14 protein-coding genes are annotated in these 19,824 nt (G+C 42.9%); 13 read left to right on the forward strand and 1 reads right to left on the reverse strand.

The features are described from left to right. Positions 1 to 14: 14 nt before the first annotated feature. The 12 genes from trpS (at position 15) to G588_RS0111680 (ending at position 16,762) form a co-directional block, all read left to right on the forward strand. Positions 15 to 1,109, forward strand: coding sequence for a tryptophan--tRNA ligase (gene trpS, locus G588_RS0111625; protein WP_022778913.1), 1,095 nt, complete (start codon positions 15 to 17; stop codon positions 1,107 to 1,109). Further along, on the forward strand, positions 1,109 to 2,554 hold the full coding sequence (glgA, locus tag G588_RS0111630) for a glycogen synthase GlgA (protein WP_022778914.1): 1,446 nt from the start codon (positions 1,109 to 1,111) through the stop codon (positions 2,552 to 2,554). The genes trpS and glgA overlap by 1 nt, the downstream gene beginning before the upstream one ends. A 143-nt stretch (positions 2,555 to 2,697) precedes the next feature. Further along, positions 2,698 to 4,359, forward strand: a complete 1,662-nt coding sequence (locus G588_RS0111635) for a putative polysaccharide biosynthesis protein (protein WP_022778915.1) — start codon at positions 2,698 to 2,700, stop codon at positions 4,357 to 4,359. A gap of 2 nt (positions 4,360 to 4,361) precedes the next feature. Beyond that, positions 4,362 to 5,441, forward strand: a complete 1,080-nt coding sequence (locus G588_RS0111640; protein WP_026668743.1) for a substrate-binding domain-containing protein — start codon at positions 4,362 to 4,364, stop codon at positions 5,439 to 5,441. Beyond that, a complete protein-coding gene (locus G588_RS0111645) occupies positions 5,434 to 6,915 on the forward strand; it encodes a sensor histidine kinase (RefSeq protein WP_026668744.1) in 1,482 nt (493 codons plus the stop codon). Before G588_RS0111640 ends, G588_RS0111645 begins: the two co-directional genes overlap by 8 nt. 27 nt (positions 6,916 to 6,942) lie before the next feature. Next, positions 6,943 to 8,553: a response regulator transcription factor gene (locus tag G588_RS0111650; RefSeq protein ID WP_026668745.1), complete on the forward strand. Its 1,611-nt coding sequence runs from the start codon at positions 6,943 to 6,945 to the stop codon at positions 8,551 to 8,553. A gap of 40 nt (positions 8,554 to 8,593) precedes the next feature. Beyond that, positions 8,594 to 9,661: a sugar ABC transporter substrate-binding protein gene (locus tag G588_RS0111655; protein WP_022778916.1), complete on the forward strand. Its 1,068-nt coding sequence runs from the start codon at positions 8,594 to 8,596 to the stop codon at positions 9,659 to 9,661. Between the two features lie 216 nt (positions 9,662 to 9,877). After that, on the forward strand, positions 9,878 to 10,972 hold the full coding sequence (gene chvE / locus G588_RS0111660) for a multiple monosaccharide ABC transporter substrate-binding protein (RefSeq protein ID WP_022778917.1): 1,095 nt from the start codon (positions 9,878 to 9,880) through the stop codon (positions 10,970 to 10,972). Between the two features lie 133 nt (positions 10,973 to 11,105). After that, positions 11,106 to 12,650, forward strand: a complete 1,545-nt coding sequence (gene mmsA / locus G588_RS0111665; RefSeq protein ID WP_026668747.1) for a multiple monosaccharide ABC transporter ATP-binding protein — start codon at positions 11,106 to 11,108, stop codon at positions 12,648 to 12,650. Between the two features lie 3 nt (positions 12,651 to 12,653). Continuing rightward, the gene (gene mmsB / locus G588_RS0111670; protein ID WP_022778919.1) at positions 12,654 to 13,844 is read left to right on the forward strand and encodes a multiple monosaccharide ABC transporter permease; all 1,191 of its coding nucleotides are present in this window, start codon (positions 12,654 to 12,656) and stop codon (positions 13,842 to 13,844) included. A gap of 152 nt (positions 13,845 to 13,996) precedes the next feature. Further along, positions 13,997 to 15,556: an ABC-F family ATP-binding cassette domain-containing protein gene (locus G588_RS0111675; RefSeq protein ID WP_022778920.1), complete on the forward strand. Its 1,560-nt coding sequence runs from the start codon at positions 13,997 to 13,999 to the stop codon at positions 15,554 to 15,556. Positions 15,557 to 15,670: 114 nt separating this feature from the next. Continuing rightward, positions 15,671 to 16,762, forward strand: coding sequence for a hypothetical protein (locus G588_RS0111680; protein WP_022778921.1), 1,092 nt, complete (start codon positions 15,671 to 15,673; stop codon positions 16,760 to 16,762). 3 nt (positions 16,763 to 16,765) lie between these two features. Here G588_RS0111680 and G588_RS0111685 read toward each other — a convergent pair whose 3' ends face one another. Next, a complete protein-coding gene (locus G588_RS0111685; RefSeq protein ID WP_022778922.1) occupies positions 16,766 to 18,565 on the reverse strand; it encodes an Rqc2 family fibronectin-binding protein in 1,800 nt (599 codons plus the stop codon). 309 nt (positions 18,566 to 18,874) lie between these two features. Here G588_RS0111685 and G588_RS0111690 point away from each other — a divergent pair, with 309 nt between their 5' ends. Next, on the forward strand, positions 18,875 to 19,822 hold the full coding sequence (locus G588_RS0111690) for an ABC transporter permease (protein ID WP_022778923.1): 948 nt from the start codon (positions 18,875 to 18,877) through the stop codon (positions 19,820 to 19,822). The last annotated feature ends 2 nt before the right edge of the window (positions 19,823 to 19,824 follow it).

The raw sequence follows: 19,824 nt of genomic DNA on the forward strand, positions 1-19,824 counted from the left end.
AGAGAATTGGGGAAATGAGTAAGATAATTTTGACCGGAGACCGTCCTACCGGCAAACTTCACGTAGGACACTACGTTGGTTCACTTAAGAGAAGGGTGGAACTTCAGAATTCCGGTGGCTTTGATAAGATTTTTATTATGATCGCCGATGCGCAGGCTCTTACCGATAATGCGGACAACCCGGAGAAGGTAAGACAGAATATCATTGAGGTTGCTCTTGACTATTTGGCAGTGGGTCTTGATCCCGCAAAGTCTACATTATTCATCCAGTCACAGATTTCTGAGCTCACAGAGCTTTCATTTTATTATATGAATCTCGTTACTGTTTCCAGACTTCAGAGAAATCCTACCGTTAAGTCTGAGATCCAGATGAGAAATTTTGAGACCAGCATTCCTGTAGGATTCTTTACATATCCTATCAGCCAGGCTGCTGATATTACAGCATTCAAGGCTACCACCGTTCCCGTTGGTGAGGACCAGGAGCCTATGATCGAGCAGACAAGAGAGATTGTCAGAAAGTTTAACTCTGTTTATGGAGAAACACTTGTTGAGCCCGATATTCTTTTACCGGATAACGCTGCATGTCTTCGTCTTCCCGGCACAGACGGCAAGGCCAAGATGAGTAAGTCTCTTGGCAACTGCATCTACCTCTCCGAGGAGCCTGATGAGATCAAGAAGAAGGTTATGTCCATGTTCACGGATCCCAATCACTTAAGGGTTGAAGATCCCGGACAGGTTGAGGGCAATCCTGTATTCATTTATCTGGATGCCTTCGCAAGAGATGAGCATTTTGCTGAGTTTGCTCCTGATTATGCTAATCTCCAGGAGATGAAGGATCACTATTCAAGAGGCGGTCTCGGAGATGTTAAGGTTAAGAGATTCCTGAATGAAGTAATCCAGGCTGAGCTTGAGCCTATCCGTAAGAGAAGGAAGGAATTCCAGAAGGATATTCCTTATGTATATGAAGTACTAAGGAAAGGCAGCGAAGTAGCTGAGGCTGTGGCTGCACAGACTCTTTCAGATGTTAAGAATGCCATGAAGATCAACTACTTTGATGATAAAGAGCTTATTGCAATGCAATCTGCAAAGTACGAGGAGATGGAAGACTAATGAAAAACATTCTGTTTGTAGCTTCTGAAGGAGTACCTTTTATTAAGACCGGTGGACTTGCCGATGTTGTCGGCTCTCTTCCTAAGGACATTGATAAGAGATATTTCGATGTCCGAGTTATACTTCCGCTTTATAAATGTATCAACCAGAAAATGAAGGACAAGATGGAGTATGTAACCAACTTCTACATGGACTTTCATTGGAAGAACGAATACGTTGGTATATTTAAAGCAGAAATAGATGGAATCAAGTATTATTTCATTGATAATGAGTTCTATTTCAACGGAATGAAGCCCTACGGAGATGATGTGCTTTTTGAGATCGAGAAATTCGCTTATTTCTCAAAGGCAGCCCTTTCTGTGCTTCCGGTTCTGGATTTCAGACCTGATATTATTCACTGTCATGACTGGCAGACAGGTCTTATCCCTGTTTATCTTAAGGAGAGATTCCAGGGAAGCGAGTTCTATCGCGGAATCAAGGCTATTATGACAATTCACAATCTGAAGTTCCAGGGTAAATGGGACATCAGAGCGGTTCAGGATATCACAGGGCTTCCGGATTATTACTTTACACCGGATAAACTGGGACTTTTCAAGGATGCAGACCTTCTTAAGGGCGGTATCGTATTCTCGGATGCCATTACTACTGTAAGTAAGGCCTATGCAGAAGAGATTAAGACAGAATTTTACGGTGAGGAGCTTGACGGACTTCTTCGTGCAAGAGCCCACGATCTTAGAGGAATTGTTAACGGTATTGACTATGATGAGTTCAATCCTGAGACAGACAAATATATTCCTTACAAATACAATGCCATCAACTTCCGCAAGGAGAAGATCAAGAACAAGAGAGCTCTTCAGAAGGAGCTGGGCCTTAAGGAAGATGATAAGGTAATGATGATCGGTATCGTATCAAGGCTTACCGACCAGAAGGGCTTTGATCTTATTAACTATGTACTTGATGAGCTCTGCCAGGATGCAATTCAGCTGGTGGTTCTTGGTACAGGTGAAGAGCAGTACGAGAATTCCTTCCGTCATTTCGACTGGAAGTACAATGACAAGGTTTCTGCCAATATCTATTACTCAGAGCCTATGTCTCACAAGATATATGCTGCTTCCGATGTGTTCCTGATGCCTTCGCTGTTTGAGCCCTGCGGACTGTCACAGCTGATGGCCTTGAGATACGGCACAATTCCGATTGTAAGACAGACAGGCGGACTTATTGATACCGTTGAGCCTTACAACAAGTTCGAGAGCACCGGAACAGGCTTTGGTTTCCTTAATTACAATGCTCACGAGATGCTTGGTACCATCAGAGAGGCTGAGCATGTTTACTACGATCAGAAGCGTGAGTGGAATAAGATGATAGATAGAGCCATGGCAGTTGATTTCTCCTGGAAGGTTTCCGCTGAGAAGTATCAGGAGATGTATGACTGGCTCAAGCCATAACGAAATTTTGAATAATGATTATTGAAACGGTATAGGTGTCAGCTTTAGTTGACACCTATATTCTTTTATTGCAAAATGGGTATGGCTGTGTTTTTAACAGCTAAAAATTGGGAGAGTAATGAGCATAACGCTCTGAATAATAGATGAACAAAGATACTGATAATAAACAAAAGAAAGGCGGTTTATTTGTCCAGGCCGGTATTTTTGCAATAGCAGGAATCATCAGCAGGATAATAGGCGTTTTATATACCAGCCCGCTGGCAGCAATAATCGGAGATGAAGGTAACGGCTATTACAGCGCGGCTTATTCTGTTTACACCATTGTTCTTTTGGTTTCTTCTTACAGTATTCCATCCGCTATGTCCAAGATCATAGCAGGTAAACTTGCGGTAAAAGAGTATCGTAATGCCCACAGGATATTTAAATGTGCGCTATATTACGTGGCTACTGTTGGCATGATAGGAACTCTGATACTTTTATTTTTTGCTGACATTCTTGCAGCGGGAAGATCCGCTACTGTTCTTAGATTTTTCGCACCCACAATATTCATATTTGGATTCCTTGGCGTTCTGAGAGGCTATTTTCAGGCCCACAGAACTATGGTTCCAACTTCAATTTCCCAGCTTATAGAGCAGATCTTTAATGCTCTTGTAAGTGTGGGTGGTGCTCTGATACTTACAAAAATAGCAGGAGAAGAAGATCCTTCCAAGAGAGCGGTCTATGGTGCTATCGGTAGTTCCCTGGGAACCGGCACCGGAGTATTGGTGGCCCTTTTGTTCATGCTGTTTGTATATCACGTCAACGCTAAGGCATTTAAAAAGAGAATTGCCCGTGATACCAGTGAAGATATGTCAAACAGAGAGATATTCAGGCTTATCTTTATGATCGTAACGCCATTTATTCTTAGCACCTGTATTTATAATGCTTCAAGCTTCCTCAACTGGACGCTGTTTTCCAGAATACTTATGAATGTTAAGGGGATCGAAGAGACTTTGGTTGTTTCCCAGTACGGTATTTTTAACAGAAAGGCCATGCTGATAACAAACCTTCCCATAGCTCTTGCAAGTGCTGCAGCTGCGGCTATGATACCTGAGATCTCGACATCTTATGCCAGAGGTGACAAGGAAAGTGCAGCAGCAACTGTTTCCAAGGTTATTAGAGTAATTCTTATGATATCTATTCCAAGTAGCGTTGGACTTTTTGCTCTTGCAAGGCCTATTATGATGATTCTTTTCCCACAGAAGGCATCTCTTTCCGAAGCTTCAATGCTTCTGATGATCCTTGCGATCACGGTTGTTTTCTACTCGTTGTCAACTGTGACCAATGCAGTGCTTCAGGGAATCGGTAAAGTCAATGCGCCTGTTATTAATGCCTTTATTACTCTGGTGATTCAGGCTCTGCTCCTTACCGCACTTCTTATTTTTACCAATCTTGGCGATGCGGCGCTATGTATAGTTACTATCGTTTATTCGCTGCTTATGTGTGTGCTTAACAATATGGTCATGAAAAAGCGCATACCGATAAATAATGATTTCAAAAAGACATATCTTCTTCCTTCAATATCCGCCGTGGTAATGGGAATTGTGGCCTTTTTGGTACATTGGGGCTTTGATAGTCTGTTTAAGCTTTTTATTCCAAGAGAGTATTTTGCCAATATTCTGGCTACTCTGATAGCTGTTCTTGTTGCAGTATTTGTGTATTTTGCGGTTCTTATAAGGTCAGGCGGTGCCTCTGAGGAAGATATCAGAAGATTTCCTAAGGGTGCAAGTATAGCATTACTACTTAAAAAACTCAGGATTCTATAAATATGAACAAAGAAAGATCATTTGAAAAGAGCATAAGAAGACAATATATTCTCCTGGCCTTTACATTGGTATTTGTTGTGGGAACGCTTATTGTTGGTTCGCTTTTATTCAGATTCTATATGAAGAACTTCAGGACCAAGCAGGAGAGCAGCGAATACGGAAGATATTATGTGATGATAACCGATAATTATAAGTCTGATTTCTGGCAGTCGGTTTACAAGGGAGCGCTTGATGCAGCCAAAGAGCAGGGAATCTATGTGGAACTGCTGGGGCAGAACATCTCGGGAGAGTACTCCTGTGAGGAGCTGATGAGGATAGCTATAGCCTCAAGGGTGGACGGTATAATTGTCTATGCCAATGAGACCGATGAGATGACAGAGCTAATTGATGAGGCCACGCAGAAGGATATTCCGGTTGTTACACTGTACAATGACAATACCAAGTCCACCAGGATGAGCTTCGTGGGTGTTGGTAGCTACAATATCGGTCGTGAATACGGCAAGCAGATCAACAATATCGTCAAGGAGAAAAGAAGAGACAGTATCGAGTCTGACAATATCGGCCAGAGATCGCCTCTTAGGATTGCCGTTCTTGTTAATGCGGATGCGGGAGATTCAGGGCAGAATATCATAATATCAGCGATTCAGGATTCTCTTCGACAGGTAAATATAACTGATGCGGAGTATGCTATTTCTACAGTTGCAGTAGACAACACCAATGCTTTTGCAGTGGAAGAATCCATAAGAGATATTTTCCTTATGGAAAATATTCCCGATGTCATTCTGTGCCTCAATGAGCTTGATACGGTCTGCGCTTATCAGGCGGTGGTTGATTTTAACAAGGTAGGAGAGGTATATATTCTTGGTTACTATGACTCTGATTCTATAGTCAGTGCTGTGGACAGAGGTGTTTTGTACGCAACAATCTCTATTGATACCAAACAGCTGGGAGAGTACTCAGTCAAGGCTCTTGATGATTACTATGAATACGGCAATACCAGCCAGTATTATTCAGCTGATATTACACTTATAAGTCAGGACAATATTGCAGAATTCCTGAAAAAGGAGGAAGGCGATGAATAGATTCCTTAATAAGCCCCTCCAATTTAAAATCATCAGTGTCTGTATATTTACCAATGTCCTTATTTTCATCGTTAACCTTCTGCTGATGCTTGGTATGAATGCCATGGCTGTTGAGATGGAGAAGGTGTATGAAGGAAACAGATCCCTCAATGAGCTTGGAACCGCTTTGTCTGACGTTCAGGACTCCATGACCGTCTACCTTAGTTCCAAGACCAGTGATTCACTGGAGGAGTACTTTAGAAGTGCCCAGAGACTTCAGGATAAGGCCGGTACCCTTGATGACAGGGTAACTGATCATGCACTCACCAGAATGGAGAGAAACATCCGCAACATGACGGGAGATTACCTTGATGTCGTTGGCAAAACCGTTGAAGCCAAGCGCGGAAGAAATGTTGAGAAATACAGAAATTACTACGAAGAAGCTACTCAGCTCTACGGTTATATAAATGAATACCTTAGAAGTCTTAACCAGGAGCTGTTTGTATCAAACTCCGATAGCTATACAATTATGGCAAGAGGATTCAGAAGCTTTGAGTTTATAAGCTTTATCGTTATGACACTGGTTATGATAGGAAACGTTGTTATTGTAACAAGCTTTGTCAGAGCGTTGATGATTCCTTTGAAGAAACTGTCGGATTCAGCCAATGAGGTTGCTGATGGAAACTTTGACGTCACACTGCCGGAAGTGGCCTATCAGGACGAGATCGGAATTGTGAACAACGCCTTCAGTAAGATGCTTGTCAGCATCAAGCAGTATATTCAGCGTCTTACCGAGAGTATGGAGAAGGAAAGGGACATGCAGGAGAAGGAGCTTATGATGGAGTCCCATCTTAAGGACGCTCAGCTTAAGTACCTGCGGGCCCAGATCAATCCGCATTTTTTGTTTAATACTCTTAATGCCGGCGCTCAGCTGGCCATGATGGAAGGCGCCGACAGGACTTATGAATATGTTCAGACAGTGGCAGACTTTTTCAGATATAATATCAAGAATCAGCAGACTGAGGTTCGGATAAGAGATGAGGTTACGCTGGTGGATAATTATATCCAGATTTTGAACGTAAGATTCTCCGGAGACATAGGCTATGAGAAACAGGTGGATGAACGTCTTCTTGATATGGTGATGCCTGCCATGATCCTTCAGCCAATTGTTGAAAATGCAGTCAACCACGGCATCAGAGAAATGGGTAGTGAGGGAAAGATTACTCTCAGAGTGTATAGAGAGGATGACAACGTCTGCATAGGAATCGGTGATAACGGCAAAGGAATCAGCCGTGAGAACATCAGCCGGATACTAAGCGGTAACTGGCATAACGACGAGAATCAGTACGACAATAACGGAATCGGTATGGATAATGTGATATCAAGACTTCGTCTTTTTACCGGAAAAGAAGATGTAATAGAAATTAAGAGCGACGGACAGGGAATGGGAGCGGAAGTGCTTATAAGGATTCCCTTCAGCCGCGCTGCAGAATGATATATAGGGAATGATATAGGGGAAAAAATGTACAGAGTAATGATCGCTGATGATGAAGGTATTGTTATCGATTCAATGAAATTCATCATCGAAAAGGAATTTGGAAATCAGTGCGAGGTAGAATTCGCCAAGACCGGCAGGAGCGGAATAGAACTGGCTGAGAGATTCAGACCGGATATAGCGGTTATCGATATCCATATGCCCGGAATTAACGGCATAGATGCCATCCGTGAGATGAAGCAGTTTTGTCCCGGGACGATTTTTATTGTCATGTCTGCCTATGATAAATTTGATTATGCCAAGGAAGCAATCAAACTTGGGGTTATGGAATATATCATGAAACCCATGGACAGGTACAAGGTGGTCAAGGTTCTTAAGAAGGCCATGGAGCAGATTGATGAAGACAGGGAGAAGAGAAGCAACGAGCTGATGATAAAAGAAAAGCTCGAGACCATCGAACCCATTATCGAGAGCGGACTTATCTATGACATTCTCTTACAGGAGCATTTCGAGGAGGATGTGGAGAGCTACAGAAGCATTCTCGGCATCAAGGAGAACTACGGATATATGCTTGCAATCGTCTGTGGTGATGCTCAGGAAGGCAATCATATGACCAATGCGGTTGGAAGTTCAGTCAAGCTCTCAGGCAAATATAAGGAGATACGAGAGGGTGTCAAGGATTTCTTTTCCTGCAAAGTCGGAAGCGTAATGGCCAACAAGATTGCTGTGCTGGTTCCCTATGAGAGCGCAAAGATGGAATACGGCGAGAGAACAGAACTGATCGAGAGGGCCAGAGATCTTACCAGATATCTTAGGAAAAAGACTGACATAACCTTCAGAATAGGTGTGGGTGGCGTAAAGCCCTTGAAAGAACTGGGAGAATCTTACAGACAGGCTTTGAACGCACTTATTGCAACAACGGCTTCGGTTGCCCATGTAGACGATCTTACGATCAGCTGCAACTATGAGGACGACTATCCTATTCAGCTGGAGAAGCCTTTGTTTGATGCGGTAGCTAAGGGCGATCTCAACGGTATGAAGGTCATTGCTGACAAATACGCAGACTGGATGTGTGTAAGAGCCAATGACGGAGATATAATGTCAATGAGGCTTAAGGTCCTGGAATTCTCGCTTTACGCAGAGCATCTGGCATATCAGAACGGCGGTCAGACCTACAGATATTCCGGAAGAACGGATTATCTGCCGGAGATAATGGGGCTTTCAACCACAGAAGAACTTAGAGACTGGTTCATGGAAAAACTTACAAGTGCCTGCAGAAACGTTATCAACAAACGTGAAGAGAGGTCAAACGATATTATCAAGACCGCCAAGCAGTTTATTGAGGATAATTACAGCAAAGATATTTCGCTTGATGATGTATCTCGTAAGGTCAACATCTCACCTTACTATTTCAGCAAGATTTTTAAAGATGAGAGCGGACTTAACTTCATCGAATATCTTACCAATTTAAGGATTGATAACGCCAAGAAACTGTTGTCAGATACTGATATGTCAATTAAGGAAATCTGTCTTTCCTGCGGTTATACCGATCCTAACTATTTCAGCAGAAGCTTTAAGAAGAATGTGGGGATCACTCCTACGGAGTACAAGGATGGTAAGTTAGCCGAAAGCGTGTGACATAATAAAGGTATGCAAGAGGATTAGAAGGTATTTGGGGATGAAAAAAACAATACTTAAGAAAATGGCTGTTATGCTTGCCGGATTGCTTTCTTTTACATTTTTATTCGGATGTGCGCCGGAAAATACAAGCGGGCAGGGGCCATCCAAGTCTGAGGATGACAAACCACAGATTGGTATGTGCTTTGACTCTTTTGTAATCGAGAGATGGCAGAAGGACAGGGACATTTTTGTTTCCATGGCCAAAGAGCTGGGGGCAGAGGTTAATGTCCAGAATGCCAACGGAGATATTGAGCAGCAGAAAAAACAGATAGACTACTTCATCAAGCAGGGTATGGATGTTATTGTGATTATCTGTATTGATTCAGAAGCTCTCAAGGATTCTGTTAAAAAGGCCAAGGATGAAGGAATCAAGATCATAGCCTATGACAGACTGATAACCAATGCAGATGTGGATCTCTATATTTCTTTTGACAATGAGAAGGTCGGAGAACTGATGGGAGAGACTATAGTAAATAACAAGGCAGATGCCTGCAAAGTGGTCAAAATCTGCGGCTCTCCTTTAGACAGCAATGTTCACATGGTGGATGCAGGCTTTGACAAGATCATGGAGGAGAATGGCTGCGAGATTCTTGATACCTTTTATGCTGATGGCTGGAGAGCCGAGCTTGCAAGTGACTACGTATATGAGAATATGGATCTGATAATGGAAGCTGATGCAATAATGTGCGGTAATGATGATCTTGCAGGCAGAGTTGTTCATGTACTCTCCGAGAAGAGACTTGCAGGTAAAAAACTGGTTGTCGGACAGGATGCCGATCTGGAAGCGTGTCAGAGAATAGTAGAAGGAACTCAGTTATCCACTGTATACAAGCCTATTGAGAAGCTTGCTCAGCAGGCCGCTGTCTGTGCAGTCAAGCTTGCAGGGGGAGAGGAGCTGGATTCAGAGAATCTGTCGGTTTATTATGATGGCACCTATGAGGTTCCTTTTTTCAGAATTGATCCTGTAAATGTAACCGAGAAAAACATGAATGAGATAATTATCGGAAGCGGTTTCCATCTCAAGGAAGATGTATATCTGAATGTTCCAGGTAAAATGCCCGATTAATCGATAATTATTTGTTACAATAGCACATTTTTGAAAAAGTGCGGACATGATAGCAAAAAAATGCTAGCATGTCCGTTTTATTTTGCTGATTCATAGTAAAAAAGTGAAGAATGTCGTAAATCATTGCTATTTAAAATATGTTAACTTGGATAATGTAAAGAGCAGGACAAAAAGTTCTGCAAAAAAATAACAACTCAATAATTTGGGAGGGCAATTATGAAGAAAAAACTTTTAAGCGTATTTCTTTGTGCAGCTATGGCTGCATCTCTTCTTGTAGGTTGCGGCAATGCTGCTTCTACAGGTTCCGAGTCTACCGGATCAGCCGGTGGTTCAGGCGGCAAGGTTGGTGTTGCAATGCCTACTAAGGATCTCCAGAGATGGAATCAGGACGGTGCTAACATGGAGCAGCAGCTCAAGGCAGCCGGCTATGATGTAGACCTTCAGTATGCATCTAACGACATCGCTACACAGGTTTCTCAGATCGAGAATATGATCAGCTCAGGAGCTCAGGTTCTTGTAATCGCATCTATCGATGGTGATTCACTTGGAACAGTTCTTGCTCAGGCTAAGGAGCAGGGCATCAAGGTTATCGCTTATGACCGTCTTATCATGAACTCAGACGCTGTTACATATTATGCAACCTTCGATAACTACATGGTTGGAACAAAGCAGGGCGAGTACATCAGAGATCAGCTTGATCTTGACAACGCTGCAGGTCCTTTCAACCTTGAGTGCTTCACAGGTGACCCCGGTGACAACAATGCAAGATTCTTCTATGGCGGTGCTATGGACGTTCTTAAGCCTTACATCGATGCTGGCAAGCTCGTTGTTAAGTCAGGTCAGGTAGAGTTTGATCAGGTTGCTACAGCTAACTGGTCAACAGAGAATGCTCAGTCAAGAATGGATGCCATCATCTCAGCTAACTATGCTGACGGAACCAAGATTGACGCAGTTCTTTGCTCAAACGACTCAACAGCTCTTGGTGTTACAAACTCTCTTGAGGCTAACTACACAGCTGAGTGGCCTATTATCACAGGTCAGGACTGTGACGTTGCTAACGTTAAGAACATGATCGCAGGCAAGCAGTCAATGTCTATCTTCAAGGATACACGTACACTTGCTTCCAAGACCGTAGAGATGGTTGACGCTATCATGAAGGGCTCAGACGCTCCCGTTAACGATACTAAGACCTATGACAACGGCACAGGCATCATTCCTTCATACCTCTGCGAGCCTGTATTTGCAGACGCAAACAACTACAAGCAGCTTCTTATCGATTCCGGATACTACACAGAGGATCAGCTTAAGTAATTTAAGTAAACAGACAGCGAATGCTGTAAACATACTGCAGGCGGGTCATCGCACCCGCCTCAGTCTATGAAAAAGACAAAATTCACCAAATGAAAAAAGTTTAAATAATAATATGGGAAAAGGAGGGGTTAAATTGGCGAAGATATTATTGGAAATGAAGAATATCACCAAAACCTTCCCTGGTGTCAAGGCCTTGGATAATGTTAATCTCCAGGTTGAAGAGGGAGAAATACATGCGCTGGTAGGAGAGAACGGTGCCGGAAAATCAACACTTATGAACGTTCTCAGCGGTATCTATCCGTTTGGATCCTACGAAGGTGACATTGTATATGATTCCGAAGTTTGTAAATTCAATGATATCAAGGATAGTGAAGGTAAGGGGATTGTTATTATCCATCAGGAGCTTGCGCTTATTCCCTACATGACAATCGCAGAAAACATGTTCCTCGGAAATGAGAGAGGAAGCAAGTTCAGAATTAACTGGAACGAAACCTCCGGGCTGGCTCGTAAGTACCTGGATATAGTAGGACTTAAGGAGAGCACGGAAACACTGGTCAAGGACATTGGTGTTGGTAAACAGCAGCTGGTTGAGATCGCAAAGGCTCTTTCCAAGAATGCACGACTTCTTATTCTTGATGAGCCTACATCATCACTTAACGAGACTGATTCAAGAGCTCTTTTGGATCTTATGCTCAAACTCAAAAAAGAGCAGGGTCTCACATCCATCATTATTTCACATAAGCTTAATGAGGTATCCTATGTAGCCGACAAGATCACGGTTATCCGTGACGGTTCCACCATTGAGACCCTTACCAAGGGCGTGGACGACTTCTCTGAGGCAAGGATCATCAAGGGAATGGTAGGAAGAGAACTTTCAGACAGATTCCCCAAGAGAGAGCCTCATATCGGCGAAGTTATGATGGAGGTAAAGAACTGGAATGTTTACCATCCTTTATATAGTGAGAGAAAAATAGTCAACAACGTCAATCTGAACGTAAGAAAGGGCGAGGTTCTAGGTATATCCGGACTTATGGGAGCAGGCAGAACAGAACTTGCCATGAGTATTTTCGGTAAGAGCTATGGTGAGAATATTTCCGGACAGCTCTTTATCAACGGTAAAGAAGTTCACCTTAACAACGTTCAGCAGGCTATTAAACATAAACTTGCATACGTAACTGAGGATAGAAAAGGAAACGGTCTTATCCTTTCCAATCCCATTAAGATTAACACAACGCTGGCTAATCTTGATGAAGTAAGCAAAAACAATGTAATCGACAAAGACAAGGAATTTGCGGTAGCCGTTGATTACAAAGAAAAACTTAAAACAAAATGCCCTACTGTCGAGCAGAATGTAGGAAATCTTTCAGGTGGTAACCAGCAGAAAGTCCTTCTGGCAAAATGGATGTTTGCCGATCCTGATATCCTTATTCTCGACGAACCCACAAGAGGTATCGACGTAGGCGCTAAATACGAGATTTACTGCATTATCAACCAGCTGGTATCCGAAGGCAAATCTGTTATTATGATCTCCTCCGAGCTTCCGGAGATTCTGGGAATGTGTGACAGAATTTATGTTATGAATGAAGGCAGAATGGTTGGAGAACTGGATGGCAAAGATGCTACCCAGGAAAAGATTATGACTTATATCTTACAGTCATCCGGAAAAGGGGAGGAATAAATTATGAGTAAAGAACAGGTTTTGGGCTTTCTTAAGAAAAATACCATGGTACTGGTTCTTCTGGTGGTACTTGGTTTCTTTGCATGGCAGACAGGAGGAGCAATCCTTCTTCCCATGAACGTTAGTAACCTTATTTCACAGAACGCTTATGTGTTCGTTCTGGCAACCGGTATGCTTCTTTGCATACTGACTGGTGGTAACATCGATCTTTCAGTTGGATCTGTTGTATGTTTCGTTGGTGCGGTTGGAGCAACTTTGATGGTTAACTTAAATGTTCCCATCTGGCTCTCAATCATTATCATGATCCTCATCGGTACAGCAATCGGTGCTTTCCAGGGCTTCTGGATCGCATTCGTAAGAATTCCTCCTTTCATCGTAACACTGGCAGGAATGCTTGCATTCAGAGGACTTTCCAACGTAGTGCTCAACGGTCTTACCGTTTCTATCAAGGATAAGACAGCCTTCGTTAACCTTTTCGGTGGCGGTGCTGACTGCTATGTTCACGATATCTTCGGCGGAGCAGAGCTCAACCTTACATGTCTCTTTGGCGGTCTTGTTGCAGCAGGTATCTTCATTCTTATTGAGGTTACAGGTCGTGTTAAGAGAGTTAAAAAGAACTATGATGTAGAGCCTTTTGTTACATTCCTTATCAAGCTTATCGCAATTACAGCAGTTATTCTTATCTTTGCTTACAAGCTTGCACAGCACAAAGGTATTCCTACAGTTCTCATCTGGGTTATGGTTGTTGTCCTTGTGTATGGTTACATCACCAACAACACAACTGTTGGACGTTATTTCTACGCAGTTGGTGGTAATGAGAAGGCTACCAAGCTCTCAGGTATCAACACCAACAAGGTATACTTCCTTGCTTATACCAACATGGGATTCCTTGCAGCACTTGCAGGAATGATCACAATCGCAAGACTTACATCAGCTCAGCCTACATACGGTCAGAACTATGAGATGGACGCTATCGGATCCTGCTTCATCGGTGGAGCATCTGCTTACGGCGGAATCGGAACAGTTCCCGGAGTTATTGTCGGTGCGGTTCTCATGGGTGTTATCAACCTTGGTATGTCACTTATGGGCGTAGATGCCAACATGCAGAAAGTGGTTAAGGGCGTGGTTCTTCTTGCAGCTGTTATCTTTGATGTAGTATCAAAGAGAGGCGGTAAGCTCTTTGCCAAGAACTGATCTAATAATTTGAAAGGCCAATGCATCCCATATGCAATTCCCTTTAGGGGCCACAGCTTTTATGCTGTGGCCTCATTTTTATTGTTAATTATTGTGAAATAAGGTAAGATATTAGCCGTGACTGTTTAGATTTAAGAAGAAAGAGATATGTTATGAGTATTTTGAATGTTGAAAATTTAACCCATGGCTTTGGTGACAGAGCCATTTTTGAGGATGTATCCTTCAGACTCCTTAAGGGAGAGCATATCGGCCTTGTTGGAGCCAACGGAGAGGGTAAATCCACCTTTATGAATATAATCACAGGCAAGCTGATGCCTGATGCAGGTAAGATTGAGTGGTCCAAGAACGTCAAGGTGGGCTATCTTGATCAGCACGCAGTGTTAAAAGAGGGAATGACCATCAGAGACGTTCTTGCTTCAGCTTATGAGCCTCTTTTTGATATGGAGCGCAGAATGAATGAGATCTGTGATGCCATGGGAGAAGCGGACGAAACAACTCTTGAAGCATATATGGAGGAACTTGGAACTATTCAGGATCTTCTTACCAACAGAGATTTTTATCTTATTGATTCCAAAATTGAAGAAGTGTCCAGAGCGTTGGGATTCCTTGAGCTGGGACTTGACAGGGATGTAACCGAGCTGTCAGGAGGACAAAGGACCAAGATTCTTCTGGCAAAGCTCCTTTTGGAGAAGCCTGACATCCTTCTTCTTGACGAGCCTACGAATTATCTCGACGCTGAGCATATCGTATGGCTCACGAGATATCTTCAGGAATATGACAATGCTTTTATTCTGATATCCCATGATATTCCCTTCCTCAATAATGTGGTAAATATCATTTATCACATGGACGGACAATATCACAGCCTTGACAGATATGTTGGAGATTACGACAAGTTTATGGAAGTCTATGAGGCCAAAAAGGCACAGAGAGAGGCAGCCTACAATCGTCAGCAGCAGGAGATTGCCGAGCTCAAGGACTTCGTTGCAAGAAATAAGTCCAGAGTTGCCACAAGAAACATGGCAATGTCAAGACAGAAGAAACTTGATAACATGGATATCATTGAAAAAATCCAGGAGAAGCCGAAGCCTGAGTTTAACTTCAAGACTGCAAGAACTCCCGGCAAGATGATATTTGAGACCAAGGACCTTGTTATCGGATATGACAGTCCATTGTCCACACCTCTTAATATCTCAATGGAGAGAAATTCCAAGATTGTCCTTACCGGTGCCAACGGTATTGGTAAAACAACTCTTCTTAAGAGTATTCTGGGACTTATCCCTTCTCTGGGCGGAAGTGTGGAACTTGGAGAGAACGTAGAGATCGGATACTTCGAGCAGGAGATGGCTCCTGATATTGAGACCACCTGCATGCAGGAAATCTGGAATGAATTCCCGGGCTTTTCCCAGTATGAGGTTAGGTCAGCCCTTGCAAAATGCGGACTTACCACCAAGCATATCGAAAGCAAGTGTAAGGTTTTATCAGGTGGTGAGCAGGCCAAGGTCAGACTTTGCAAGCTTATTAACAGAGAGTCCAATGTTCTGGTTCTGGACGAGCCTACCAACCATCTTGATGTAGATGCCAAGGAAGAGCTTCACAGAGCGCTTAAGGAATACAAAGGCAGTATTCTGATGGTTTGCCATGAACCTGATTTCTATCAGGATTTCGCAACTGAGATCATGGACTGCTCCAAGTGGACAACAAGAGTGTGATAATTATTCTTTAAGATCTGCAAAATGGGGAATATAAATTTGCAGTTTTGGCAGTGAATTATTGCGATGTTAAGGAATATGCATGTTTATATATGTGCACCGGGAGGATTTATTATGAAAAAGAGTATTAATGGAATAATGTTGACGGCAGTTTCAACTATGATCGTATCAGGCCTTAGTGGATGTGGCAGTAGTGCTACCACAGATATACCTGATGCATATATGTCAGAGATTTCGGAGATAATAACATATGAATCTGATTCAAATATTTCTGGTGATGAGGCTTCAATAGATATATCGGAAGAGCCAGCTGCTACAGCTACTACTGATGAAGTTCAGGTTGAGAACCTGACAGAATCAGATGACGAATACTACAATAAACTTAAGGCAGAAGTTACAGACAGCATAGAGTACTATATTTGCGATGATTTTGACGGAGACGGCAGTAAAGAGGCCTTTGCTATAGTAGGCACAAGATATGAAGACTATGGTGAAGTTGACGTAGATGGTGCTGTATATTACGTTGATGATGATGAAGTAACCAATATCTCAGAGGATATCAATACTGCCTGGGGAGATCTTGAACTCATTATAAATGATCCAAATGAAGAATATGTCATCCGAACAGGTGTTAATGAGGTGTCCAAGGATCATCCGATGTTCTTTGCTCCTTCATACAGAGCGGCAGCTACTGCAGTTAACAATCTTGTATTCGGGGTAAAAGACGGTAAGGCCTACAAGCTTGGTATCTCCGAGATGGGAGCCTGTGCCGGACTTAGTGACGGAACGGCAATTGTAACACTTGATTGCTACGATGGATGCTCTGATGGCACAGGACATACCTGGAAGCCTTATTATTATTTTTACAATAAGGACAGTGGTGAATTCGAAGAGTATGAAGGCAGGGAAATAGCAGAAGAAGAACTCCTTGCTTATGAAGGAACAGAGAAGGTTGTGGAAGCAATAAAGGCTGATGGTAATACCATTGCAGGAATTATTCTAAGAGATAACGGTATTATTAATGTTAACTTTTATGACGGCAATCCTGAGGATTCCGACAGCCTTTCCTTTAATCATAATGCCACCTTCAGAATTACAGATGGAAGAGCAGTACTTCTAAAGGCGGCATATTCTCTTGATTATGAAGCCGTAGATTACAAGGAATCCGATTACGGCGGAGTTTATTTTGCCAAAAGAGGCGAATGATAATTAATCGCTGATCAGTTTTAGTCCGGAAATATCCGGTGAAATAGCCATTGAATAATTGGTGTAGTACACTACAAAGCCCGGTTTAGCCCCACCGGGCTTTTTTACGTCTTTGCGCCTTAGATAATCAATCTCGACTTTTTCCTGATTTTTACCCTTGGAGTAGAAAGCGGCCAGGGCGGCAGCTTCTTCGAAGGCTCTGTCAGGGACTTCTTTACCTCCGGTTAACAGAACAACGTGGGAGCCGGGGATCTTTTTGGCATGGAACCACCAGTCGCCGCCATTTGCGGTTTTGAAGGTGAGTTCATCGTTCTGAATATTATTTTTGCCTACATAGATATCAAATCCGTCGCTGGAGAGATAGTGGAAAGGTTTGGAGGTTATCTTTTCCTTGCGACCGTTCTTGCCCTGGGTATGAACTTTAACATAACCTGAAAGAGCAAGCTCCTGACGTATCTGGGCAAGGTCTGCTTCCTTCTGGGCGATGTCCAGAGAAGTAGCAATGGATTCAAGCTGTTCGATGGCCTGAGCTACTTCCTGCATCTGCTCTGTGAGGGCTTCCTGAGTTCTCTTTAGCTTGGTGTATTTGTCAAAATACTTCTTGGCGTTCTGACTTATGGAGAGAGTAGGATCCAGGGGAATCGTAACATCTTCTCCGGTGTTGTAGTCGTTGACGGTTATGTTCTTATCGCCTTCCTTGGCACTATAGCCATAGACAGTGAGGAGTTCTCCGTAGATTCTGTATTTGTCTTTTTTCTCGGAGTCCTGAAGCTGCCTGGTCTGAAGATCGTACTTTCTTACGTTTCTCTCAAGGGCGGTCTGAACGATCTTGCGAAGGTCCACAGACTTTTGTCTGATACGGGTTACAACGTTCTTTTCGGCGTAATATTGCTCGATGAGTGAGGAAATGCTGCTCATCTGAGTGGTATTAAAACCTGATTCATTTGAATTACCATTCTGATTGCCATAGATAGTAAGAGGAATGGAGCAATATTCCTTAGGTGCGCCTTTCTCATAAACGATAACAGGGGTAAAATTACCGGTTTTAACCAGCTCCATAACTTCATCAAAGGCTCTGTAGAGCTTGACTGATTCGGAAGGATCAAGGGCTGCTGCGGATTTGTCGGCATCAACACCTGCTCTGTAGCAGATCTCCTGAGATATGATGGGAGACAGGCCTGTGTAGCTTGAATAAATTGCTTTAAAAGCAGGCATTCCCTTACTGAGAACGCTGGAGGAGAATTCATCTGCTGTGGTTTCAAGAGGATTGATCTTATCCTGGGAAGGGATGAAATATTGTCTTCCGGGAAGAACTTCTCTTACCGAGCTGACAGAAGCGGGAATGTGCTTGATACTGTCGATGATCATGTCCTCTTCATCGGTGAAGATGATATTGCTGTATTTGCCCATGATCTCGATGAGAAGGACCTTGTGACGAAGGTCGCCCATCTCATCCAGGTGCTCAATCTCAAATCTGATAATTCTCTCAAGGCCTCCCGGCTGAGTGATGGAAATAATGCGCCCATTCTGGATGTGCTTACGAAGAAGCATACAGAAATTGGGGGCAGTCATGGGGGAGGGCTTGTTGTCATCGGTCATATAGACCAGCGGGAGAGAAGCGTCTGCGGACATGACTACTCTTGCCTGCTTGATCTGATATTTATCAATATTTTCATAGGAGAGCTTGACTGTGATAAGAAGTTCATCGCTCTCTGTCTGGGCTATTTTATAGATACGGCCTCCGGTCAGAAGGTCATTTAAATCCTTGGTTAAGTTTGCAACTGTAATTCCGTCAAAAGCCATTGTTTACTACCTTTCATGATTAAGAATAACTATAAATGCAGGCTATATTGTACCATGTATCACAGATTCAATCAAAGATACAAAATATTCATGCAACTACAACGTTATGTGGATTATTATGTGTCACTTTGCTTATTTTGCGGTACACATTGAAAAAGTTGCACAATTTGATTTTTTTGCGGTAAAAAGTACCTTTAAAAGCAATACATAGTAAACATGAAGCAATAAATGAGAAGTGCAACATGACAAGAAAAAATATAATAACCTCAAATTTGTATGTGCAATTCGCATAAAAACTGGGAGGATTTTATGGGGAAGAAATCTCAAACGAGTTCGGGAAACTCGAAATCTTTTGGCGTCTATATGAAGCGCTACTGGCAGTTATATGCAATGCTTTTCCTGCCGCTTCTTTATTTGACGATATTCAAGTATGCACCAATGGTCTATGTGCAGATCGCCTTCAAAAAGTACAGTCTTGTTAAGAGCATATGGGAGCTGCCACTGGCAGATAATCATGGTTTTGAATTCTTTATCAAAGCATTTAAGAACAATGACTTTAAATATGCTCTTAGAAACACGCTGACACTTAATCTGCTGGATCTTCTTTTTGGATTCCCGGCACCAATTATTTTTGCATTAATACTTAATGAACTGTGCTTCAAGCATTACAAGAAAGTGGTTCAGACGATTGCTTACATGCCTCACTTCCTGTCATGGGTCATTATTTACAGCTTGGCTCTGCAGCTTCTTGCTCCTACAGATGGTCTTGTAAATATGGTCATCAGCAAGATGGGTTTTGATCCTATTCCTTTCCTTAATGACGGAAAACACTGGATTGGAAGCTATATCGGATTTGGTATCTGGCAGAACTTTGGTTGGGGATCAATCGTATATCTGGCAGCAATAGCAGGTATCAACCCGGAGCTCTATGAAGCTGCTTCCGTTGACGGAGCCGGAAGATTTCGCAAGATGTGGCACATCACCCTTCCGGGAATCAAGCCTACGATTGTAGTTCTTCTTATCATGAGCCTTGGTAATATCCTCGGTGGCGGATTTGACCGTCCTTTTGCATTCCAGAACAATCTGGTAATGCGTGTGGCAGACGTTATCGCAACCTTCGTGTACAGAGTCGGTATCAAGGGTCTGCAGTTCTCACTTACTACAGCGGTTGGATTGTTCCAGTCTGTAGTGGGAATATTCTTCCTTCTTATGGCGAATTTCATTTCCCGTAAGCTTGGAGAGAGAGGAATCTGGTAAGG

The organism is Butyrivibrio sp. AE3009 (genome assembly GCF_000420845.1).
Classification (GTDB): Bacteria; Bacillota; Clostridia; order Lachnospirales; family Lachnospiraceae; genus Butyrivibrio.